Origin of the sequence: Stutzerimonas kunmingensis (assembly GCF_900114065.1) — a bacterium.
Classification (GTDB): domain Bacteria; phylum Pseudomonadota; class Gammaproteobacteria; order Pseudomonadales; family Pseudomonadaceae; genus Stutzerimonas; species Stutzerimonas kunmingensis.
Map to the genome: position 1 here is coordinate 108,851 of NZ_FORS01000004.1, position 20,115 is coordinate 128,965.

The window sequence follows — 20,115 nt, forward strand, 5'->3', positions numbered from 1 at the left end:
CTGTTCACTCATAACGTAGCGCGTCTGCCGGCTGGGTGCGCGCAGCGCGCCAGGCCGGATACAGGGTCGCGAGGAAACTCAGGACCAGCGCAGCAACACAGACCTGGATGACGTCGGCCGCCATCAGCCGTGACGGCAGATAGTCGATGAAATAGACGTCGGCGCTGAGAAACTTGTGTCCGATCAGGCGTTCCAGGGCAGCGATCCAGCTGCTGACATTGACCGCCGTGAACATGCCCAGCAGCGCCCCGACCAAGGTGCCGACGACGCCGATCACCGTACCCTGGACCATGAATATCGCCATGATCTGTTTCGGCGTCGCGCCCAGCGTGCGAAGGATGGCGATATCGCCGCGCTTGTCGGTTACTACCATCACTAGCGTCGAAATGATGTTGAACGCCGCCACCGCCACGATCAGCAGCAGCAACAGTCCGATCATGGCCTTCTCCATGCGAATCGCCTGGTACAGGTTGCCATGGGTGCGGGTCCAGTCACGGGAATAGAAATCATCGCCGAGCTGGCCGGCCAGCTCCCAGGCAATGCGCGGCGCCTGGAACAGGTCGTCGAAACGCAGACGAACCCCCTGGACCTGGTCCGGCTTCCAGCGCTGCAGCCGTGCTATGTCAGCGATGTTCGCCAGCGCAACGTAGCCATCGATCTCGCCGGCTCCGACATGAAAGATTCCGGTCACGGTAAAACGCTTCATGCGCGGGAACATCCCAGCTGGAGTCACGATGACTTCGGGCGCCACGAAGGTGATCTTGTCCCCCACGCCGACACCGAGCTTGGTCGCAGCCTTGTCACCGATGACGATGCCGAACTCGCCTGCGGCGAGATCGTCCAGCGAACCTTCACGGAAAAACTGGTCGATGATCGAAACCCGCCGTTCGGCCTCGGGGTCCACGGCGTTGATCAGGATTTTGGTCACCTGCCCCTGATGGGTCAGCAACCCCTGGCTTTGAATGAAAGGTGCCGTCGCCGCGACCTGGGAGTGCCCTTCGAGGCGCTTCCCAAGTGTCTGCCAGTCGCCGATTGGCGTCGGGCTTTCGATCGTCGCATGGGGCACCATGCCCAACACGCGGGTACGCATCTCGTGATCAAAGCCGTTCATCACGGAAAGCACGACGATCATCACCAGCACACCCAGGGCGAGCCCGATCATGGATGTCAGGGAGATGAAGGAGACGAAGAGGCTACGACGTCTGGCGCGGGTGTAACGCGCGCCGATAAAGACGGACAGCGGTCTGAACATAAGATCGACGGGTTCGCTGGCGGGGGAAAAAACAACATGCAGCTGACGTCACCGCGGGGCCTGATACACTCTGGCCATTACTGCATCCCGGGTATCGCCATGCCGACACAAGACACTGAAGAACGCCGCGAATACTACCGTATCGAGGATCGTGTGGCACTGGAAATCATCCCGGCCGACCAAGGCCAGGAGGCCGACGCAGCGCCCCTACCGCCGCTTTTCAGCCTGCTCGGCGAGCTGCATCAGCTCGATTTCGAAGCGCAGCATTTGTTGCGGCAGATTGCCGAGAGCAATCGCACACTGGCCAACTACCTGAAGGTGCAGAACAAACGAATCGAACTTCTGGGCCAGGCACTGGCGCAGGATTTGCTGAAAGATCAGGGCGCACCGCAGCCGGTGATATTGTCCGAAGGCGGTATCAGCTTCGCCAGCGAGCAGCCCAAGGCTGAAAAAGAGGGGCTCACGCTGAAGCTGATTCTGCTGCCCCAGGGGCTTGGCCTTGTGCTGGCCGCGCGGGTCATCTACTGCACGCCGATGGATGACGGGCGTTACGATATCGGCACAGAGTTCGAAGCGTTGACTGATGCACAGCGACAGTTGCTCGCACGACATATCCTGCAGAAACAGGCGCTGGAGCGGCGCCTGGCCCTGGAAAGCCTGCAAGGAGATTGACCGATGCGCCGCCTGGCGACTCTGCTGCTCGTACTGACATTCAGTCCCCCCCTGTTCGCCGAAGACATTCGGATACCTGTTGGCCAACAAGGCCTGCCGGAAATGACCATGCCGACTCGTGGCGACTCGAAGAACCAGGTTCTGGACCGCTTCGGCCTGGCCGATGAAGAGCGACCCGCCGTCGGCCAGCCGCCGATCACCCGCTGGGATTACCGGGAGTTTTCCGTGTACTTCGAAGGCGACCGGGTGATCAACAGCGTGCGCCATCATCAACGCACCCCATCACCCCCTAAGGAAGACTTGCAACCGTGACACTCATCTACGGCCATCGCGGCGCCAAGGGCGAAGCGCCAGAAAACACCCTGGTGAGCTTCGAGCAATGCCTCCAGCACGGCGTGCGCCGCTGCGAGCTGGATCTGCATCTTTCCCGCGACGGCGAATTGATGGTCATCCACGACCCGACACTCAAGCGCACCACCGGTCGCCGGGGAAAAGTCCTGCAACATGATGCCGACGAGCTTGTGAACTACGACGCCCGGGAAGGCGGGCCTGGCTGGAAGACACCCAGCCCTATTCCGAGGCTGAGCGAGCTGTTCGAAAAATGCGATTTCGAGCACTGGCAGCTTGAGGTCAAGAGTGCTTCACGGGTGCGCGCCGCGCGTACGGTCATGGCGATCAAGGAGCTGGCCGAACAGCATCGGTTGCTCGATCGCATCACCGTCACGTCGAGTTCTCGTGAAGTCCTCCGCGCGCTGAACCGGCTGGCGCCGGAGATATCACGCGGGCTGGTAGCCGAGTACAACTGGCTAGACCCACTGAAGGTCGCCCGTCAATATGGCTGCAGCCTGCTGGCATTGAAGTGGACGCTGTGCACCCCGGAGCGCCTGGAAAAAGCGCGTAAACAGGGCCTGCATGTATCGGTGTGGACAGTCAATGAACCGGCCCTGATGCGCCGCTTGGCCGACTTCGGCGTCGACAGCCTGATCACCGACTACCCCGGCCTGGCTGTCAGTACGCTATCGCGATCCTGACAGCCAACACACCGCGGCACGATCCGGCAGCGCAGGCCGCTGCCGGACTCACCCTCACCTGATCAGAAGCTCTCCCGGTTAGGCCAATGCCAATCACGGGAGTCGCCGCCCTCTCCAGCCGCCTCAGGCCAGCGGCCGGAGCTGCTCAAAAAAGCCGGTTGAGCCCGTCGAACGCAGCGACGCGGTAGGCTTCGGCCATTGTCGGGTAGTTGAACGTGGTGTTGACGAAGTACTTGATGCTGTTCGCCGGCCCCTTCTGGTTCATGATCGCCTGGCCAATGTGCACGATCTCCGAAGCCTGATAACCGAAGCAGTGCACACCGAGCACTTCCAGCGTTTCGCGGTGGAAGAGAATCTTCAACATGCCCACTGGCTCGAACGAAATCTGCGCCCGCGCCATGCTTTTGAAGAACGCCTTACCGACTTCATAGGGAATCTTCGCCTGGGTCAGTTCGCGCTCATTCTTGCCGATCGAGCTGATCTCGGGAATGGTGTAGATACCGGTCGGTACGTCATCGACGAAACGCCAGGAGTCATTCTCGACGATGCTGCCCGCTGCCGAGCGGCCTTGGTCATAAGCGGCACTGGCCAGCGACGGCCACCCGATCACATCGCCGGCAGCGTAGATATTGCCGATCTCGGTGCGGTAGTGCTCATCAACCTGGACCTGACCACGACTGTTGGCCTTGAGCCCGATGTTCTCCAGCCCGAGCTTATCGGTATTGCCGGTACGTCCGTTGCTCCAGAGGAATGCGTCTGCCTTGATCTTCTTGCCCGACTTGAGATGCAGGATGACGCCGTTCTCCAGCCCCTCGACCCGCTCGTACTCTTCGTTGTGGCGAATCAGCACGTTGTTGTTGCGCAGGTGATAGCTGAGCGCATCGGAAATCTCGTCATCGAGGAAGCTGAGCAGCTGCTCGCGGTTGTCGATCAGGTCGACCAGCACGCCCAGACCGCTGAAGATCGATGCATATTCGCAACCGATGACGCCGGCCCCGTAGATGATCATCCGGCGCGGCGTGTGACTGAGAGTAAGAATGGTGTCGCTGTCGTAGATACGCGGGTGATTGAAGTCGATATCAGCCGGTCGATACGGGCGCGAGCCGGTGGCGATGACGAACTGGCTGGCAACCAGCTTTTCCACCATGCCATTGAGGCAGACCACTTCGACGCTCTGCTCATCGGAGAAGCTGGCAGTCCCGAAGAAGGTATCGATGCGGTTACGCGCGTAGTAACTCGTGCGGGAAGTGACCTGCTTGCTGATGACCTTCTCGGCACTCTTCAGCACGTCCGGAAAGGAGAACCAGCGTGGTTCGCCGATCTGGCGGAACAGCGGGTTGGTGTTGTACTGCATGATCTGCCGTACCGAATGGCGCAAGGCCTTGGACGGGATGGTGCCCAGGTGTGTGCAGTTGCCCCCAACCAGCGGACGGTTATCTACCACGGCGACCTTGCGTCCCGCCTTGACGGCATTTATTGCCGCGCCCTCCCCGGCCGGACCGGAACCCAATACCACCAAATCGTAGTTATAGACCGCCATATACACTCCTGAAAACGCAGCGGGAGACGCCGCTGCTGTCAACGAATTCGCCGATGTCCAAAGACGCAAACCAGCCACTTCTTTCAAGCTCTGCGCGCGCAGTGCCCGTCCGCGAGCCCGGCCAGGCAAGTCCGCTCAGGGCTGCCTGGACGCGCAAAGGTTCACATCAACGCTTGGTGGCGTCGTAGGCGAGATCGGCGTTACCCGCGTTCTTCGCCTCGTTCACTTCTTCGCACTTCTCGCGGCTACCGCCACAGATGGAGCACTCCTTCTCAATGCCCAGATTGGCGATACCCCCGCAGGAACCCGCGATGGGCTTGCGGCCCATGATCACGCCGATGGCCATGCCGAATACCACAAGCAGCATCACCAGAAAAACCAGTAACCAAGTCATTGCTCTACTCCCGCACCGAACAGCTCGTCAAAAGCCTTGGTGCTCGTTGTTACGAAGCCTTGCCCCTCGCGCACGACGAAGAACGCGGCGATCGCATTACGCTCTGCCAGTGCCAGCCCCCGCTCGGGCCCCAGCACCATCAGCGCGGTAGACAACCCGTCAGCACGCAAAGTCGATTTATCGATGACCGTCACCGCAGCGAGGTGATGCTCGATCGGTCTGCCGCTTTGCGGGTCCAGGGTATGTGAATAACGCCGGCCGTCCTGCTCGAAATAGTTTCGATAGTCGCCGGAGGTGGATACGCCCAGACCATCGAGTTCGACGATCTTCTGCGCAACCCGCTGGTCATCCCTGGGCGCTTCAATGGCTATGCGCCACGGTGAATCATCGGGCTTGCGGCCCTCAGCCTTGAGCTCGCCAGTGATCTCAACGAGGTAACTCTCTACGCCGAGCGCCTTCAAACGATCGACAACGCGATCAACCGCATAACCGGCAGCAATACTGTTGAAGTCCAGCTGCAGCGCCACCGTCTTGCACAACTGATCGCCATCGATACGTAAATGCCGATGGCCGGTCAACGCCCGCGCCGCCTCGATATCCGCCGCGGATGGAACCTGTTCGGCACGACCTTGCGGACCGAAGCCCCAAAGGTTCAGCAATGGCTCGAGTGTAAGATCGAACGCGCCATCGCTGTCGGCCGATAGCTGATCGCCCGCTGCGACCAATTCGCGCACCGTATCCGGCATCGGCTCGCAGCTTCCGGCGGGCAGCGCATTGAAGCGCTCGACATCGGAATCGCTTCGGTAGGTGGACAGCTGTTTGTCGATATCGCCGAGAATGGCCTCGACTTCACCGTGCAGCTCCTCCCTGGACGGGACGTCGCCGCTGCTTACGTACTTGACGGTATAGGTACTGCCCATCGTTGGGCCGCTGATGACCTCGACCCTGTCCTGAAACAGACAGCCCGTCAGGGCTGCCGCGAGAGCGACAGCGATGACGGGCCGGAGGTACACGACAGCATGGAGAGCCTGCAGTGACGCTCGGGTCATGCTAGCCGCCGAAGTCGTCGAGCAGAATATTCTCCGGCTCGACGCCGAGGTCGGTGAGCATCTTAATCACCGATGCGTTCATCATGGGCGGGCCGCACATGTAGAACTCGCAATCTTCCGGAGCCGGATGATCCTTCAGATAGTTCTCGTACAGCACGTTGTGGATAAAGCCGGTCGGGCCATCCCAGTTATCTTCCGGCAGCGGATCGGACAGGGCCAGATGCCATTGGAAGTTCGGATTCTCCGCCTGCAACTGGTCGTACTCTTCCACGTAGAAGGCCTCGCGCATGGAGCGCGCGCCATACCAGAAGCTCATCTTGCGCTTGGACTTCAGGCGCTTGAGCTGGTCGAAGATGTGCGAGCGCATCGGTGCCATCCCCGCACCACCACCGATGAAGACCATCTCGGCGTCGGTGTCCTTGGCGAAGAACTCGCCGAACGGTCCGTAAACGGTGATCTTGTCGCCCGGCTTCAGGCTGAAGACATAGGATGACATCTTGCCCGGCGGAATATCGTCACGGCCTGGCGGCGGTGAGGCGATACGGATGTTGAACTTCACCAGGCCACGCTCTTCCGGATAGTTGGCCATGGAGTAGGCGCGAATAACGGTCTCGTCGCACTTCGACACGTACTTCCACTGGTCGAACTTGTCCCAGTCGCCGCGATACTCTTCCTGAATGTCGAAGTCCCGGTAACGCACTTCATGCGGCGGGCACTCGAGCTGCACATAACCACCAGCGCGGAAGTCGACGTTCTCGCCTTCCGGCAGCTTGAGTGTCAGTTCCTTGATGAAGGTCGCGACGTTGGGGTTGGACTCGACGGTGCATTCCCACTTCTTCACGCCGAAGACTTCTTCCGGCACTTCGATCTTCATGTCCGCCTTGACCGGAGTCTGGCAGGACAGGCGCCAGCCCTCGCCCGCCTCACGACGGGTGAAGTGCGACTCCTCGGTAGGCAGCATCTCGCCACCACCGCTCTCGACGATGCACTTGCACTGCGCGCAGGTACCGCCGCCACCACAGGCTGACGAGAGGAAGATGTTGTTGGCGGCCAGGGTCTGCAGCAACTTGCCACCGGCGGGCACGGTAATCGTACGCTCACCGTTGATTTCGATTGACACGTCACCGCTGGATACCAGCTTGGCGCGTGCAGCCAGGATGATCACCACCAGCGCAAGCACGATGGCGGTGAACATACCGATGGCGAGGAAAATTTCGTAACTCATCAGTTCGTTCCGTCCTTACAGCTGTACGCCAGAGAAAGACATGAAGCCCAGCGACATCAGTCCGATGGTGATGAAGGTGATACCCAACCCCTGCAACCCATCCGGAACATCGCTGTATTTCAGTTTCTCGCGAATACCGGCCAGCAAAGCAATGGCCAGCGCCCAGGATGCGCCGGAGCCGAACCCGTAGACGACACTCTCGCCCAGGTTGTAATCACGCTCGACCATGAACAAAGTGCCGCCCATGATGGCGCAGTTCACGGTGATCAGCGGCAGGAATACGCCCAGTGCGTTGTAGAGGCTAGGTACGTACTTATCCAGCAGCATTTCCAAGATTTGCACAATGGCCGCGATCACGCCGATATAGCTGAGCAGACCGAGAAAGCTCAGGTCCACATCTGGCAATCCTGCCCAGGACAACGCACCGGCTTTCAGCAGGTAGGTGTAGATCAGGTTGTTGGCAGGCACGGTAATGGCCTGTACCACGATGACCGCGATACCCAGGCCGATTGCGGTTTCCACCTTTTTGGAAATCGCGATGAAGGTACACATGCCGAGGAAGAACGCCAGCGCCATGTTCTCGATGAACACCGCACGGACGAACAGGCTGATGTAATGCTCCATTAGTAAGCCTCCTTGTTCGAGACTTGCGGCGCCATCTTGAAGGCAGGCTTCTCGACCTGCTCCTTCTTCCAGGTGCGAATGCCCCAGATGAACAGGCCGATCAGGAAGAACGCCGAAGGTGGCAGCAGCAGCAAGCCGTTGGGCTGATACCAACCACCGTCGTTCACAACTGGAATAATGGTGTAACCCATCAGCTTGCCAGCTCCGAACAGTTCGCGAACGATGCCGAGCGCAATGAGCATGGCGCTGTAGCCCAGACCGTTGCCGATACCGTCGAAGAACGACAGCATTGGCGGGTTCTGCATGGCGAAGGCTTCCGCACGCCCCATCACGATACAGTTGGTGATGATCAGACCGACGAACACCGACAACTGCTTGGACAACGAGAAGGCATAGGCCTTGAGGATCTGATCAACCACGATCACCAGCGAGGCGATGATCACCATCTGCACGATCATGCGGATCGAGTTGGGGATCTGACTGCGGATCATCGAGATGAACAGGTTGGAGAACGCCGTGACCAGCGTCAGCGCCACTGACATCACCAGCGCCGTGTTCAGGTTGGACGTGACCGCCAGCGCCGAGCAGATTCCGAGAATCTGCAGGCCAATGGGGTTGTTATTGAAGATCGGATTGAGCAGAACTTCTTTGACAGTGGGTTGCGACATGATCAAGCCTCCCCAGCGCGCAGATTAGCGATAAATGGACCGAAGCCGTTCTCGCCCAACCAGAAGTGCAACAGCGAATTGACACCGTTGCTGGTCAGGGTCGCACCGGCCAGGGCATCGACCTGGTGGTCGGCTTTCGGGCTCTGAGGGTCGACACCGCCCTTGACGATCTGCACCGCCAGTTTGCCGTTGTCGTCGTACAGTTCCTTGCCGGGCCACATGCCGCGCCACTTCGGATTGTCGACCTCACCGCCAAGGCCCGGGGTTTCACCGTGCTGGTAGAAGCCGAAGCCGGCAACGGTATTCAGGTCACCCTCGACTGCCATGAAGCCATATAGCGTCGACCAGAGACCGTAGCCACGAACCGGCAGGATCAGCGTATCGATCTCGCCCTCGCCCTGCCCTTCGACGATATAAACGGTGCTGTAACGCTCGCGACGCTTGATCGAGGCAATATCCTGCTCCCCAGGCAGCGCCTGGGACAGCGCAGGGTCCTTGGCAGCGGCGAGCGGATCGAAGGTCTTGGCTTCGAATTCATCGCTGAACTTGCCGGTTTCCAGATCGACCAGACGGGCGACGATGCGCTCGTTGAACAACTGCTTGACCTGATTACCGGACATGCCCGCCTCGCCCAGACCGGCGATCGCCAGGATGCTGCGCTGCTTGTCCAGCAGACGGTTTTCCTGCTGAGTCGGGCGAAGCGCCACGGCGGCGCCAGCCACGAAGATGGAGCACACCAGGCAGACCAACAGGGCTACCGTCAGCGTGCGAACGGTGGATTCTTTCTGACTAGACATTACGTGCCAGCCTCCGCTTGATATTGGCCTGAATGACGAAATGGTCAATCAGCGGCGCACACAGGTTGGCGAACAGGATCGCCAGCATCATGCCTTCCGGGAAGGCGGGGTTGACCACACGGATCAGCACGACCATCACACCGATCAGGATGCCGAACACCCACTTGCCGGTATTGGTCATGGAGGCCGACACCGGGTCGGTCGCCATGAAGATCATGCCGAAGGCGAAGCCACCGACGACCATGTGCCAGTACCAGGGCATAGCGAACAGCGGGTTGGTGTCGGAACCGATCAGGTTGAACAGGAAGCTCAGACCGATCATGCCGAGCATCACACCGGAAACGATGCGCCAGGAGGCAATCTTGCTACCGATCAGGATCACGCCGCCGATGAAGATTGCCAGCGTGCTGGTTTCACCGATCGAGCCATGAATGGTACCGACGAAGGCGTCCATCCAGGTGATGCCGTTGTCGATCACGTTTTCGATACCGCCGACGAAGCCGAGGCTCAGCGCAGTTGCGCCGGCATAGCCATCGACCGCAGTCCAGACGCCGTCACCGGACATCTGTGCCGGGTAGGCGAAGAACAGGAACGCCCGCGCAGTAAGCGCCGGGTTCAGGAAGTTCTTGCCGGTCCCACCGAAGATTTCCTTGCCGATTACCACGCCGAAGCTGATACCCAGCGCGACCTGCCACAGCGGAATGCTCGGCGGCAGGATCAGGGCAAACAGCACGGACGTAACGAAGAAGCCCTCGTTGACCTCGTGCTTGCGGATCGAAGCGAACAGCACTTCCCAGAACCCACCGACGATGAAGGTCACCGCGTAGATCGGAAGGAAGTAGGCTGCGCCCTGGATGAAGTTATCCCAGAGACTGTTCGGATCGAAGCCCGCCAGTGCGCCGATCAGACCGAAGCGCCAGCCTTCCTGAGCTGCGAGCAGATCAGGGCTCTGCGCGAAGATCAGGTTGGCTTGGTAGCCGGTGTTCCACATCCCGAAGAACATCGCCGGGAAGGTACACATCCAGACGGTGATCATCATGCGCTTGAGGTCGATGCCGTCGCGTACGTGGGCCGTGGTCTTGGTGACGCTGCCGGGACGATAGAGGAAAGTGTCGGCCGCTTCGTAAAGCGCGTACCACTTCTCGTACTTGCCGCCTTTTTCGAAATGATGCTCGATCTTGTCGAGGAATGCGCGAATGCCCATGCCTTAACCCTCCTTCTCGATGCGGGTCAGATTGTCCCGCAGGATCGGGCCGTATTCGTATTTCCCGGCACAGACATAGCTGCACAGCGCCAGATCTTCTTCATCCAGCTCCAGGCAACCGAGTTTCTGCGCCACTTCGGTGTCACCCACGATCAGTGCACGCAGCAACTGGGTCGGCAGGACGTCCAGCGGCATGACCTCTTCGTAGTTACCTACCGGCACCATCGCCCGTGGGCTGCCGTTGGTGGAGGTAGAGAAGGCGAACTTCTTGCCGGCCATCAGCTTGGAGATATAGATATTGAGAATCGAATGCTTGTCGACGCCCGGGCGCATGTAATGGAGCATCTCGCGCTCCTTGCCCTCACGCAGGCAGGAAACCTGCTGGTGGTAGCGACCAAGGTAGGCGAACGCACCATGGGCGGTACGACCACCCAGCAGCGAGCCGGAAACGACGCGATTGGCTCCGGGTTGCAGCTCACCGGCGGTCAGTTCGTCGAGGTTGGCACCGAGACGGGCACGTACCAGACGTGGCTGCTCGACCACCGGGCCGGCCAGGGCGACAACGCGCTCCACCGACAAACGCCCACTGGTGAACAGCTTGCCCACGGCAATCACGTCCTGATAACCGATGGTCCAGACGCTTTTGCTGGCGCTTACCGGGTCGAGGAAATGGATGTGGGTACCAGCCAGCCCGGCAGGATGCGGACCGTTGAAGCTTTCGACCTGAACCTTGGCCAGGGACTCGCCTGGCAACGAGGCATTTGGCGCCTTGCACAGGAACACCTTGGCCAGATTAGTCAGGACCTTGAGTCCGGCTTCAAAGGCTTCAGGCTGTTCAGCGATGATGATCGCCGGATCGGCTGCCAGCGGATGCGTGTCGATCGCGGTCACGAAAATCGAGGCAGGCGTGGCATCGACGGCCGGCACCTTGCTGAACGGCCGCGTGCGCAGCGCGGTCCACAGGCCTGACTGCTGCAGGTTTTCACGCACCTGTTCGCCGCTCAGACCATCCAGCTGGGCTGGCGAATAGCTCGTGAAGGTGACCTCTTCATCGCCCTCGAGGTCGATGACCACCGATTGCAGCACGCGCTTTTCGCCGCGGTGAACTGCACTGACGACACCGGCGCCGGGCGCGGTGTAATGCACGCCTTCGGACTTCTTGTCGGAAAAAAGGATCTGCCCCAGCTTAACCCGATCACCGACCTGAACAGCCATGGTTGGCTTCATGGTCGGATAGTCGAAGCCGACGACGGCGACGCTGCGCACGGGCCTGCCGGCCTCGATACGCTGCGCCGGCGCACCGGCTATGGGCAAATCAAGCCCTCGTTTTATATTGATCATCGGTTTGCCTAACCACTGATTTTAGAAAGCTTTTTTTGCAGGCCCAGCGGCATGGCGCAAAGTAGGATTGCGCCGCGCGCGCCAATACGTTACTGACGCGACACCATGTCGCGGACCCAGGTAAAAAATCCGCCCGATTATAGAGGTCGCGGACCTTGACTGACCACCCAAGCATTGCGGATTTTTGACTCGAAACAAGAGAAGCAAAATTAGCGGTGCACGAAATCGAGCCGACCGCTCGGCCGCTCAACCCCGGCAGCTCGCGCTATTACTTACCGCCCAGAAACGCGAAACGGGAGCCTCGGCTCCCGTTTCGATTTCACCGTCCGCAGCGTTTAGCGCGGGAAGGCTGGCGGGTTAACCCCTGCCATGTCTTCCATCACCCGCACGACCTGACAGCTGTAGCCGAACTCGTTGTCGTACCAGACGTAAAGCACGACACGGTTGTCGTTGCAAATGGTCGCTTCGGCATCCACCACGCCGGCATGGCGCGATCCGACGAAATCAGTGGATACAACTTCCTGCGAGTTGACGAAGTCGATCTGTTTCTGCAGATCCGAGTGCATGGCCATCTGGCGCAGGTACTCGTTGATCTCTTCGCGACTGGTGGCCTTCTCCAGGTTCAGGTTGAGAATTGCCATGGACACGTTCGGCGTCGGGACGCGGATCGCGTTGCCAGTCAGCTTGCCTTTGAGCACCGGCAGCGCCTTGGCTGCAGCGGTGGCGGCACCCGTTTCGGTGATCACCATGTTCAGCGCAGCGCTGCGACCACGACGACTGCCCTTGTGGAAGTTGTCGATCAGGTTCTGGTCGTTGGTGTACGAATGCACCGTTTCCACGTGACCGTTGACGATGCCGTACTGATCGTTCACCGCCTTGAGCACCGGCACGATGGCGTTGGTGGTGCAGGATGCGGCGGAGATGATCTTGTCATCGGCGGTGATGTCGCCATGGTTGATGCCATGCACGATGTTCTTCAGCTCACCCTTGCCCGGCGCGGTCAATACGACGCGAGCAACACCCGGGCACTTGAGGTGCTGACCCAGGCCTTCGGCGTCACGCCACTTGCCAGTGTTGTCGACCAGCAGCGCGTTCTCGATGCCGTACTGGGTGTAATCCACCGAGGACGGATCGTTGGAGTAGATCACCTGAATCAGGTTGCCGTTGGCGGTGATGGTGCTGTTCTCTTCGTCGATGGTGATGGTGCCATCGAAAGGACCATGCACCGAGTCGCGACGCAGCAGGCTGGCACGCTTGACCAGATCGTTGTCCGCGCCCTTGCGCACGACGATGGCGCGCAGGCGCAGGCCGTCGCCACCACCGGTTTTCTCGATCAGGATACGCGCCAGCAGACGGCCGATACGGCCGAAACCGTAGAGAACCACGTCAGTGCCTTTGTGACCAGCTGCGGCGTGACGCTTGTCGGCCACCTCAGCCAGCTCTTCACGGACGAACTGCTCGAGATTGCGACCGTTGCCCGCTTCCTTGTACTTGGCGACCAGCTTGCCCAGGTCCACCGAAGCGGCGCCCAGGTTCATTTCGCTCATCGTCTTGAGGATCTGGAAGGTGTCGTGCACCGACAGCTCGGTTTCGTCGGCGATGCGGTGACGGGCGAAACGGTGTGCCTTGAGGATGGCGATCACCGAACGATTGATCAGGCCACGGCCGTAGATCGAAGTCACCACGTTGTTGTTGCGATACAGCTGACCAATCAGCGGAATCATCGCTTCGGCGAGCGCTTCGCGGTCAATCCATTCACCAAGACACTGGTCGGGCTTCTGAGTCACGGGCAGTTCCTTCCAACATGTAGGGGCTGAGAAAAGGGGCTACATTATGACGGCGCACCCTAGCGCCGGCAATCTGCAGCGGACGAAACACTGACAGCCAAGCGCCTCGATAGTTACAATCCCGGCGGCCTATTTTTTGATCGGAGCCACGCCCACTCGTGTCCGTCTTGCGCCTTCCCCCTCTGCCTGCCGCCAGCGGCAAGCAACATTGGGGCAATCTTCCAGGAGCTGCGCTAAGCCTGGCGATTGCCGAAGCAGCCAGCAACGCCAAACGCTTCACGCTCCTGCTCACTGCCGACAGCCAAAGCGCCGAGCGCCTGCAGGAAGAACTCGCCTTCTTCGCGCCACAGCTGGCGGTATTGCATTTTCCTGACTGGGAAACGCTGCCCTACGACATCTTCTCGCCGCACCAGGACATCGTCTCCCAGCGCATTGCCGCCCTCTACCAGCTACCGGAGCTGAGCCACGGCGTGCTGGTAGTGCCTATCACCACCGCCCTACACAGGCTGGCGCCAAAGCGCTTCCTGCTGGGTTCGAGCCTGGTGCTGGACGTCGGGCAGAAGCTGGATGTGGAGCAGATGCGCCTGCGCCTGGAAGCAGCCGGCTATCGCTGCGTGGATACCGTGTACGAGCACGGCGAGTTCGCCGTGCGCGGCGCGTTGATCGACCTGTTCCCCATGGGCAGCCCCCTGCCCTACCGCATCGACCTGTTCGATGACGAGATAGAGACGCTGCGCACCTTCGATCCGGAGAACCAGCGCTCGATCGACAAGGTCGAGTCGATCCGCCTGTTGCCAGCACGCGAGTTCCCCCTGAAGAAGGAGGCAGTCACCGGCTTCCGCGCGCGTTTTCGCGAGCGTTTCGACGTCGACTTCCGCCGCTGCCCGATCTACCAGGATCTCTCCACCGGTATCACCCCGGCGGGCATCGAGTACTACCTGCCGCTGTTCTATGAAGAAACCGCGACGTTGTTCGATTACCTGCCCGAAGACAGCCAGGTGTTCTCCCTGCCCGGCATCGAGCAGGCCGCCGAGCAGTTCTGGAGCGACGTTCGCAATCGCTACGAAGAACGCCGCGTCGACCCCGAGCGACCGCTGCTGCCGCCGGCCGAACTGTTCATGCCGGTGGAAGACTGCTTCGCTCGGCTCAAGCTCTGGCCGCGTGTGGTCGCCAGCCAACAGGATGTCGAGCCTGGCATCGGCCGCGAACGCTTCACCGCGCAGGCCCTGCCGGAACTGGCAATCGAGGCCAAGGCGAGCGAACCGCTGGGCAAGCTGCGACGCTTCCTCGACGAATATGCCGGGCGTGTGCTGTTTACTGCCGAATCAGCCGGCCGCCGCGAAGTATTGCTGGAGCTGCTCGCCCGTCTGAAGCTGCGCCCGCAAGAAGTCGAAGGCTGGGAGGAATTCCTCGCCAGCCAGGAGCGTCTGGCGATCACCATCGCCCCGCTCGACGAAGGCCTGCAACTGGACGACGTCGCACTGGTCGCGGAAAGCCCGCTGTTCGGTCAGCGCGTCATGCAGCGCCGGCGACGCGAGAAGAGCCGCGACGGCGGCGAGAACGTCATCAAGAACCTCACAGAGCTGCGCGAAGGCTCGCCGGTGGTGCACATCGATCACGGTGTCGGTCGCTACCAGGGCCTGGTCACTCTGGAGATCGAAGGCCAGGCGCAGGAATTCCTGCTGCTGCAGTACGCCGAGGACGCCAAGCTCTACGTACCGGTCGCCAGCCTGCACCTGATCGCCCGCTATACAGGCAGCGACGACGCGCTCGCGCCACTGCACCGGCTCGGCTCGGAGACCTGGCAGAAAGCCAAGCGTAAGGCGGCCGAGCAGGTCCGCGATGTCGCGGCCGAGCTGCTGGATATTTACGCCCGCCGCGCCGCACGCGAGGGTTATGCCTTCAAGGACCCGCAGGTCGACTACGAAACGTTCGCCGCAGGCTTTCCGTTCGAAGAAACGCCCGATCAGCAGGCCGCCATCGACGCGGTACGCGAGGACCTGCTGTCGGCCAAGCCGATGGATCGACTGGTCTGTGGTGACGTCGGCTTTGGCAAGACCGAGGTGGCCATGCGCGCCGCCTTCATCGCCGTCCATGGCGGCCGGCAGGTTGGCGTACTGGTGCCGACCACCCTGCTCGCTCAGCAGCACTACAACAGCTTCCGCGACCGCTTCGCCGACTGGCCGGTGCGGGTCGAGGTGATGAGCCGCTTCAAGTCCGCCAAGGAAGTGCAGAACGCTATCGCCGAGCTTGCCGAGGGCAAGATTGACATTCTCATCGGCACCCACAAGCTGCTGCAGGATGACGTCAAGTTCAGCAACCTGGGCCTGGTCATCATCGATGAGGAGCACCGCTTCGGCGTACGCCAGAAGGAACAGCTCAAGGCGCTGCGCAGCGAGGTGGACATTCTCACGCTGACCGCCACGCCGATTCCACGCACGCTGAACATGTCCATCGCCGGCATGCGCGACCTGTCGATCATCGCCACGCCGCCGGCGCGCCGGCTGTCGGTTCGCACCTTCGTCATGGAACAGCAGAACACCGTGATCAAGGAGGCGCTGCTGCGCGAGCTGTTGCGCGGCGGCCAGGTCTATTACCTGCACAACGATGTGAAGACCATCGAGAAATGCGCCGCCGACCTGCAGGCACTGGTGCCGGAGGCACGCGTCGCGATCGGCCACGGGCAAATGCGCGAGCGTGACCTTGAACAGGTCATGAGCGACTTCTACCACAAGAGGTTCAACGTGCTGGTGGCCTCGACCATCATCGAGACCGGCATCGACGTGCCCAGCGCCAACACCATCATCATCGAACGCGCCGACAAGTTCGGCCTGGCGCAGCTGCACCAGCTGCGTGGCCGGGTAGGCCGCAGCCATCACCAGGCCTATGCCTATCTGCTGACCCCGACCCGCAAGGCAATGACCGATGACGCGCAGAAGCGCCTGGAGGCCATCGCCAATGCCCAGGACCTCGGTGCAGGCTTTGTCCTCGCCACCCACGACCTGGAAATCCGCGGCGCCGGCGAGCTGCTCGGCGAGGGCCAGAGCGGGCAGATCCAGGCGGTTGGCTTCACCCTTTATATGGAAATGCTCGAGCGCGCGGTCAAGGCGATCCGCAAGGGCGAGCAGCCGAATCTGGAGCAGCCGCTCGGCGGCGGGCCGGAAATCAACCTGCGCCTGGCAGCCCTGATCCCGGAAGACTACCTGCCGGATGTGCATGCCCGCCTGATCCTCTACAAGCGCATTGCCAATGCGGCCGACGAAGACGGGCTGAAAGAACTGCAGGTGGAGATGATCGACCGCTTCGGCCTGCTACCGGAACCGACGAAGAACCTGGTGCGCCTGACACTGCTCAAGCTGCAGGCGGAAAAGCTCGGCATTACCAAGATCGACGCAGGCCCGCAGGGTGGGCGCATCGAGTTCTCGGCCGACACCTCGGTCGACCCGATGGTGCTGATCAAGCTGATCCAGAGCCAGCCGAATCGCTACAAGTTCGAAGGCGCCACGCTGTTCAAATTCCAGGTGCCGATGGAACGCCCGGAGGAACGCTTCAATACGCTGGAAGCGCTGCTCGAGCGGCTGGCGCCCAATGAGCAAGGATCGTAGATGCCACTTCGCTATCTGGTCTTGCTGCTGACGCTGCTGGCGCCTCAGGCTCACGCCGAGGCGCTATATCGCGTCGAGCTGATCCTGTTTCGCCACGCCCCGCCACTGGAAGCCAGCCAGCACGCGCCCTACGACTGGGCCGATAGTGCGCAGATGCTGGACAGGCGCGCCGAACGCCAGCCGGCCCTCGAGCATGTCGCCGCCAGGCTTACGCCGGACCAGGGCTACCAGGTACTGATGCAACGCGCCTGGCAGCAAGCAGTCAGCGAAGATGCGCCGACCATTGCACTGCACCAGGGGCAACGCCATTTCGAGCACTACCCGATTCAGGGTCTGCTGAGGGTCAGACCCGGGCGCTATATGCAGACCGACATGACCTTCTGGGTGAACCGCTTCGGCGAGTACGGCCAACTGCTCACCAGCGAGCGCCTGACGCAGCGGGTTCGCCTGATCCCTGGCCGGCTGACCTACATCGACCATGACAGCCTCGGGCTGCTGATCGAAATGAAGCCACTATGAGCACTTCGCACCGATATCCGGTCCACAGTCGGCTGACCTGCCTTGCCGCATTCCGACACAGAGGGCCTGGCAGATGAGCCCTCCGCTGGCGCCTCGCGACGAACGACTGATCGACGACCTGCCGCCCGTACCGCTGCTCAGTCTCGGCAGTCATCTAGCAATCAACTACCAGCCGGGCAACCAGCGCATGGTCAGCGACCATCAGCATCGCGCCGGCCTGTCGTTTCTCTACGGGGAGGCGTGTATCCATGGCAAACGCGACGGCGAACGTGTCCGCCATCTGGTCGGCAACGAGCTGCAGCTGATCGCACGCCACCCTCAGGCCGAACAGGCACTGCGCAGACAACTTGAACAGCTGGGCTTCCGGCCGGCGCTGCGCCAGAGCCTGGCGCTGCCGAAGGAGTCGGCGGAGATGTTCCAGCTGCCCGGCGAAGATGCCTGGCTCAGGTTCGTTCAGGAGCAACTGCCCGAACTGCGCCGACAAGGCTGGCAGATCGATATCCATCCCGGCTTCGCCTACGACCTGACCGCCATCGACAGCTGGTACGCGCAGATTGACGAGTCAGCTGATGAGGACTGGTTCGATCTCGATCTCGGCATCATCGTCAACGGGCAGCGTATCGGCATGCTGCCGATCCTGTTGCGGCTGATCCGCCAGAACCCTCAATTGCTCAGCCCTCGCGCCATCGCGCTGCGTAGCGATGAGGAGCAGCTGCGCGTGCAACTGGACCGGCCGGGACAACACGACAAGCAGGCGCTGCACGTGACGCTGCCGCTGGGGCGCATCAAGCCGATTCTGGCGACCCTCGGTGAGCTCTACATGCGCGAGCAGATGGATGGGCCATCGCTGCGTATGAGCAAGGCCGACGGCGCGCGCCTGGCCGGGCTCGACAGCCTGGCACCGCAATGGAAAGGCGGTGAACGACTGCGTGAGTTCGCCGGCCGCCTGCGCAACCCTGACATCAAGGCCTGCCCGACCCCAACCGGGCTCGCGGGCAAACTGCGGCCCTACCAGCAGCAGGGCCTGGTCTGGATGCAGACGCTGCGCGAGCTGGGCGCAGGCGGCATCCTCGGCGACGACATGGGGCTGGGCAAGACACTGCAGAGCCTCGCCCACATCCTCGCCGAAAAGCAGGCAGGACGGCTCGATCGTCCGGCGCTGGTGGTGATGCCGACCAGCCTGATTCCCAACTGGCAGGACGAGGCCAGCCGTTTCGCCCCGCAGCTACGGGTATTGACGCTCAAGGGCAGCACCCGGCAGAAACACTTCGGCGAACTTGGCGAGCACGATCTGCTGCTGACCAGCTATGCGCTGCTGACGCGCGACATAGCCGCACTGCGTGAGCAGCCGCTGCACCTACTCATTCTCGATGAGGCGCAGCACATCAAGAATCCGTCCGGCAAAGCGGCCCAGGCCGTACGCGAAATGCAGACCCGACAGCGCCTGTGCCTGACCGGCACACCGCTGGAGAATCACCTCGGCGAGCTCTGGTCGCTATTCCACTTCCTCATGCCCGGGTGGCTTGGAGACGCCAAAAGCTTCACCCAGGAGTACCGCAACCCGATCGAAAAACACGGCGACGATGCACGACTGGCGCATCTGCGCGCTCGCATTCGGCCGTTCCTGCTGCGGCGCACCAAGGAACAGGTAGCCACTGAGCTGCCGGCCAAGAACGAGTTCGTCCACTGGGTCGAACTGAATGACGTCCAGCGCGAGGTCTACGAGACCTTGCGGCTGGCAATGGATCGCAAGGTGCGCGACGAGATCGAGCGCAAGGGACTCGCGCGCAGCCAGATGGTCATCCTTGAGGCGCTGCTCAAGCTGCGTCAGGTCTGCTGCGACCTGCGCCTGCTGAAGGGTGAGTCGGCACGAGCCGCACGCGGCAGCAGCTCCGGCAAGCTCGACAGCCTGCTGGAGATGCTCGACGAGCTGATGAGCGAAGGCCGACGGGTGCTGCTGTTTTCCCAGTTCACCTCGATGCTGGCGTTGATCGAGCAGGCGCTGCACAAGCGCGGCATCGAGTACGTCAAGCTGACGGGTGAGACCGATGATCGACGCACGCCGGTCGAGCGCTTCCAGGCCGGCGAAGTGCCGCTGTTCCTGATCAGCCTGAAGGCCGGTGGCACCGGGCTCAATCTGACGGCGGCGGATACGGTGATCCACTACGATCCCTGGTGGAATCCCGCTGCGGAGAACCAGGCGACCGACCGCGCCTATCGCATCGGCCAGGACAAGCCGGTCTTCGTCTATCGTCTTATTAGCCGCGGCACCGTCGAGGAGCGCATCCGCGAGTTGCAGGCGCGCAAGGCCGAACTCGCGGCCGGTGTGCTCGAAGGTGCAGTCGACGGCAGCTTGCAGCTTGGCGAACGCGACATCGACGCCCTGTTCGCACCGCTACCCTGACGC

General features: G+C 61.4%; 17 protein-coding genes. 6 read left to right on the forward strand and 11 right to left on the reverse strand.

What is annotated here, in order from left to right; all coding sequences use genetic code 11:
• Positions 1 to 4 precede the first annotated feature (4 nt).
• The gene (locus BM275_RS11545) at positions 5 to 1,252 is read right to left on the reverse strand and encodes a lipoprotein-releasing ABC transporter permease subunit (protein WP_041014489.1); all 1,248 of its coding nucleotides are present in this window, start codon (positions 1,250 to 1,252) and stop codon (positions 5 to 7) included.
• A gap of 36 nt (positions 1,253 to 1,288) precedes the next feature.
• On the opposite strand from BM275_RS11545, the gene BM275_RS11550 reads away from it, so the two are divergent.
• From BM275_RS11550 to BM275_RS11560, 3 genes are read left to right on the forward strand one after another with little or no spacing between them, the layout of a single operon-like run.
• Positions 1,289 to 1,924 carry a PilZ domain-containing protein gene (locus tag BM275_RS11550; protein ID WP_082041321.1) on the forward strand — a complete coding sequence of 212 codons (636 nt, stop codon included), beginning with the start codon at positions 1,289 to 1,291 and terminating at the stop codon, positions 1,922 to 1,924.
• Positions 1,925 to 1,927: 3 nt separating this feature from the next.
• Positions 1,928 to 2,236: a hypothetical protein gene (locus tag BM275_RS11555; protein ID WP_014820912.1), complete on the forward strand. Its 309-nt coding sequence runs from the start codon at positions 1,928 to 1,930 to the stop codon at positions 2,234 to 2,236.
• Positions 2,233 to 2,955, forward strand: a complete 723-nt coding sequence (locus BM275_RS11560; RefSeq protein WP_041014490.1) for a glycerophosphodiester phosphodiesterase — start codon at positions 2,233 to 2,235, stop codon at positions 2,953 to 2,955. The genes BM275_RS11555 and BM275_RS11560 overlap by 4 nt, the downstream gene beginning before the upstream one ends.
• Positions 2,956 to 3,100: 145 nt before the next feature.
• Here the strand turns inward: BM275_RS11560 and sthA are convergent, their stop codons facing one another.
• The 10 genes from sthA to BM275_RS11610 all read right to left on the reverse strand — a co-directional run bounded on the left by sthA (position 3,101) and on the right by BM275_RS11610 (position 13,584).
• Complete coding sequence (gene sthA / locus BM275_RS11565) at positions 3,101 to 4,495, reverse strand: Si-specific NAD(P)(+) transhydrogenase (protein WP_003299651.1); 1,395 nt, start codon at positions 4,493 to 4,495, stop codon at positions 3,101 to 3,103.
• A gap of 166 nt (positions 4,496 to 4,661) precedes the next feature.
• The gene (gene nqrM / locus BM275_RS11570) at positions 4,662 to 4,889 is read right to left on the reverse strand and encodes a (Na+)-NQR maturation NqrM (protein WP_003283705.1); all 228 of its coding nucleotides are present in this window, start codon (positions 4,887 to 4,889) and stop codon (positions 4,662 to 4,664) included.
• Positions 4,886 to 5,809, reverse strand: a complete 924-nt coding sequence (locus BM275_RS11575; protein ID WP_041014590.1) for an FAD:protein FMN transferase — start codon at positions 5,807 to 5,809, stop codon at positions 4,886 to 4,888. Before BM275_RS11575 ends, nqrM begins: the two co-directional genes overlap by 4 nt.
• Positions 5,810 to 5,939: 130 nt before the next feature.
• Positions 5,940 to 7,166 carry an NADH:ubiquinone reductase (Na(+)-transporting) subunit F gene (nqrF, locus tag BM275_RS11580; RefSeq protein ID WP_172602804.1) on the reverse strand — a complete coding sequence of 409 codons (1,227 nt, stop codon included), beginning with the start codon at positions 7,164 to 7,166 and terminating at the stop codon, positions 5,940 to 5,942.
• Between the two features lie 12 nt (positions 7,167 to 7,178).
• Complete coding sequence (gene nqrE, locus BM275_RS11585) at positions 7,179 to 7,787, reverse strand: NADH:ubiquinone reductase (Na(+)-transporting) subunit E (protein ID WP_003283709.1); 609 nt, start codon at positions 7,785 to 7,787, stop codon at positions 7,179 to 7,181.
• Entirely contained in the window at positions 7,787 to 8,461 is a 675-nt protein-coding gene (locus tag BM275_RS11590; RefSeq protein ID WP_173425604.1) for an NADH:ubiquinone reductase (Na(+)-transporting) subunit D, read from the reverse strand. The genes nqrE and BM275_RS11590 overlap by 1 nt, the downstream gene beginning before the upstream one ends.
• Positions 8,458 to 9,252 (reverse strand): Na(+)-translocating NADH-quinone reductase subunit C, encoded by a 795-nt coding sequence (locus BM275_RS11595; RefSeq protein ID WP_014820917.1) that lies wholly within the window; start codon positions 9,250 to 9,252, stop codon positions 8,458 to 8,460. Before BM275_RS11595 ends, BM275_RS11590 begins: the two co-directional genes overlap by 4 nt.
• On the reverse strand, positions 9,245 to 10,456 hold the full coding sequence (locus tag BM275_RS11600) for an NADH:ubiquinone reductase (Na(+)-transporting) subunit B (RefSeq protein WP_014820918.1): 1,212 nt from the start codon (positions 10,454 to 10,456) through the stop codon (positions 9,245 to 9,247). Before BM275_RS11600 ends, BM275_RS11595 begins: the two co-directional genes overlap by 8 nt.
• A 3-nt stretch (positions 10,457 to 10,459) precedes the next feature.
• Positions 10,460 to 11,797: a Na(+)-translocating NADH-quinone reductase subunit A gene (locus BM275_RS11605; protein WP_003299658.1), complete on the reverse strand. Its 1,338-nt coding sequence runs from the start codon at positions 11,795 to 11,797 to the stop codon at positions 10,460 to 10,462.
• Positions 11,798 to 12,132: 335 nt separating this feature from the next.
• Entirely contained in the window at positions 12,133 to 13,584 is a 1,452-nt protein-coding gene (locus BM275_RS11610) for a glyceraldehyde-3-phosphate dehydrogenase (RefSeq protein WP_014820920.1), read from the reverse strand.
• A gap of 158 nt (positions 13,585 to 13,742) precedes the next feature.
• On the opposite strand from BM275_RS11610, the gene mfd reads away from it, so the two are divergent.
• From mfd to BM275_RS11625, 3 genes are all read left to right on the forward strand, one after another.
• Complete coding sequence (gene mfd, locus BM275_RS11615) at positions 13,743 to 17,189, forward strand: transcription-repair coupling factor (RefSeq protein ID WP_014820921.1); 3,447 nt, start codon at positions 13,743 to 13,745, stop codon at positions 17,187 to 17,189.
• The gene (locus tag BM275_RS11620; protein ID WP_041014492.1) at positions 17,190 to 17,708 is read left to right on the forward strand and encodes a CsiV family protein; all 519 of its coding nucleotides are present in this window, start codon (positions 17,190 to 17,192) and stop codon (positions 17,706 to 17,708) included.
• Positions 17,709 to 17,781: 73 nt separating this feature from the next.
• Entirely contained in the window at positions 17,782 to 20,112 is a 2,331-nt protein-coding gene (locus tag BM275_RS11625) for a DEAD/DEAH box helicase (RefSeq protein ID WP_041014493.1), read from the forward strand.
• Positions 20,113 to 20,115 lie beyond the last annotated feature (3 nt).

Coding starts and splice junctions, on each gene's coding strand:
- BM275_RS11550 (WP_082041321.1), top strand. CDS start 1,289: ATGCAGCTGACGTCACCGCGGGGCCTGATACACTCTGGCCATTACTGC.
- BM275_RS11625 (WP_041014493.1), top strand. CDS start 17,782: ATGAGCCCTCCGCTGGCGCCTCGCGACGAACGACTGATCGACGACCTG.
- BM275_RS11620 (WP_041014492.1), top strand. CDS start 17,190: ATGCCACTTCGCTATCTGGTCTTGCTGCTGACGCTGCTGGCGCCTCAG.
- nqrM (WP_003283705.1), bottom strand. CDS start 4,889: ATGACTTGGTTACTGGTTTTTCTGGTGATGCTGCTTGTGGTATTCGGC.
- sthA (WP_003299651.1), bottom strand. CDS start 4,495: ATGGCGGTCTATAACTACGATTTGGTGGTATTGGGTTCCGGTCCGGCC.
- BM275_RS11545 (WP_041014489.1), bottom strand. CDS start 1,252: ATGTTCAGACCGCTGTCCGTCTTTATCGGCGCGCGTTACACCCGCGCC.
- BM275_RS11595 (WP_014820917.1), bottom strand. CDS start 9,252: ATGTCTAGTCAGAAAGAATCCACCGTTCGCACGCTGACGGTAGCCCTG.
- BM275_RS11605 (WP_003299658.1), bottom strand. CDS start 11,797: ATGATCAATATAAAACGAGGGCTTGATTTGCCCATAGCCGGTGCGCCG.
- BM275_RS11575 (WP_041014590.1), bottom strand. CDS start 5,809: ATGGGCAGTACCTATACCGTCAAGTACGTAAGCAGCGGCGACGTCCCG.
- nqrE (WP_003283709.1), bottom strand. CDS start 7,787: ATGGAGCATTACATCAGCCTGTTCGTCCGTGCGGTGTTCATCGAGAAC.
- BM275_RS11600 (WP_014820918.1), bottom strand. CDS start 10,456: ATGGGCATTCGCGCATTCCTCGACAAGATCGAGCATCATTTCGAAAAA.
- BM275_RS11555 (WP_014820912.1), top strand. CDS start 1,928: ATGCGCCGCCTGGCGACTCTGCTGCTCGTACTGACATTCAGTCCCCCC.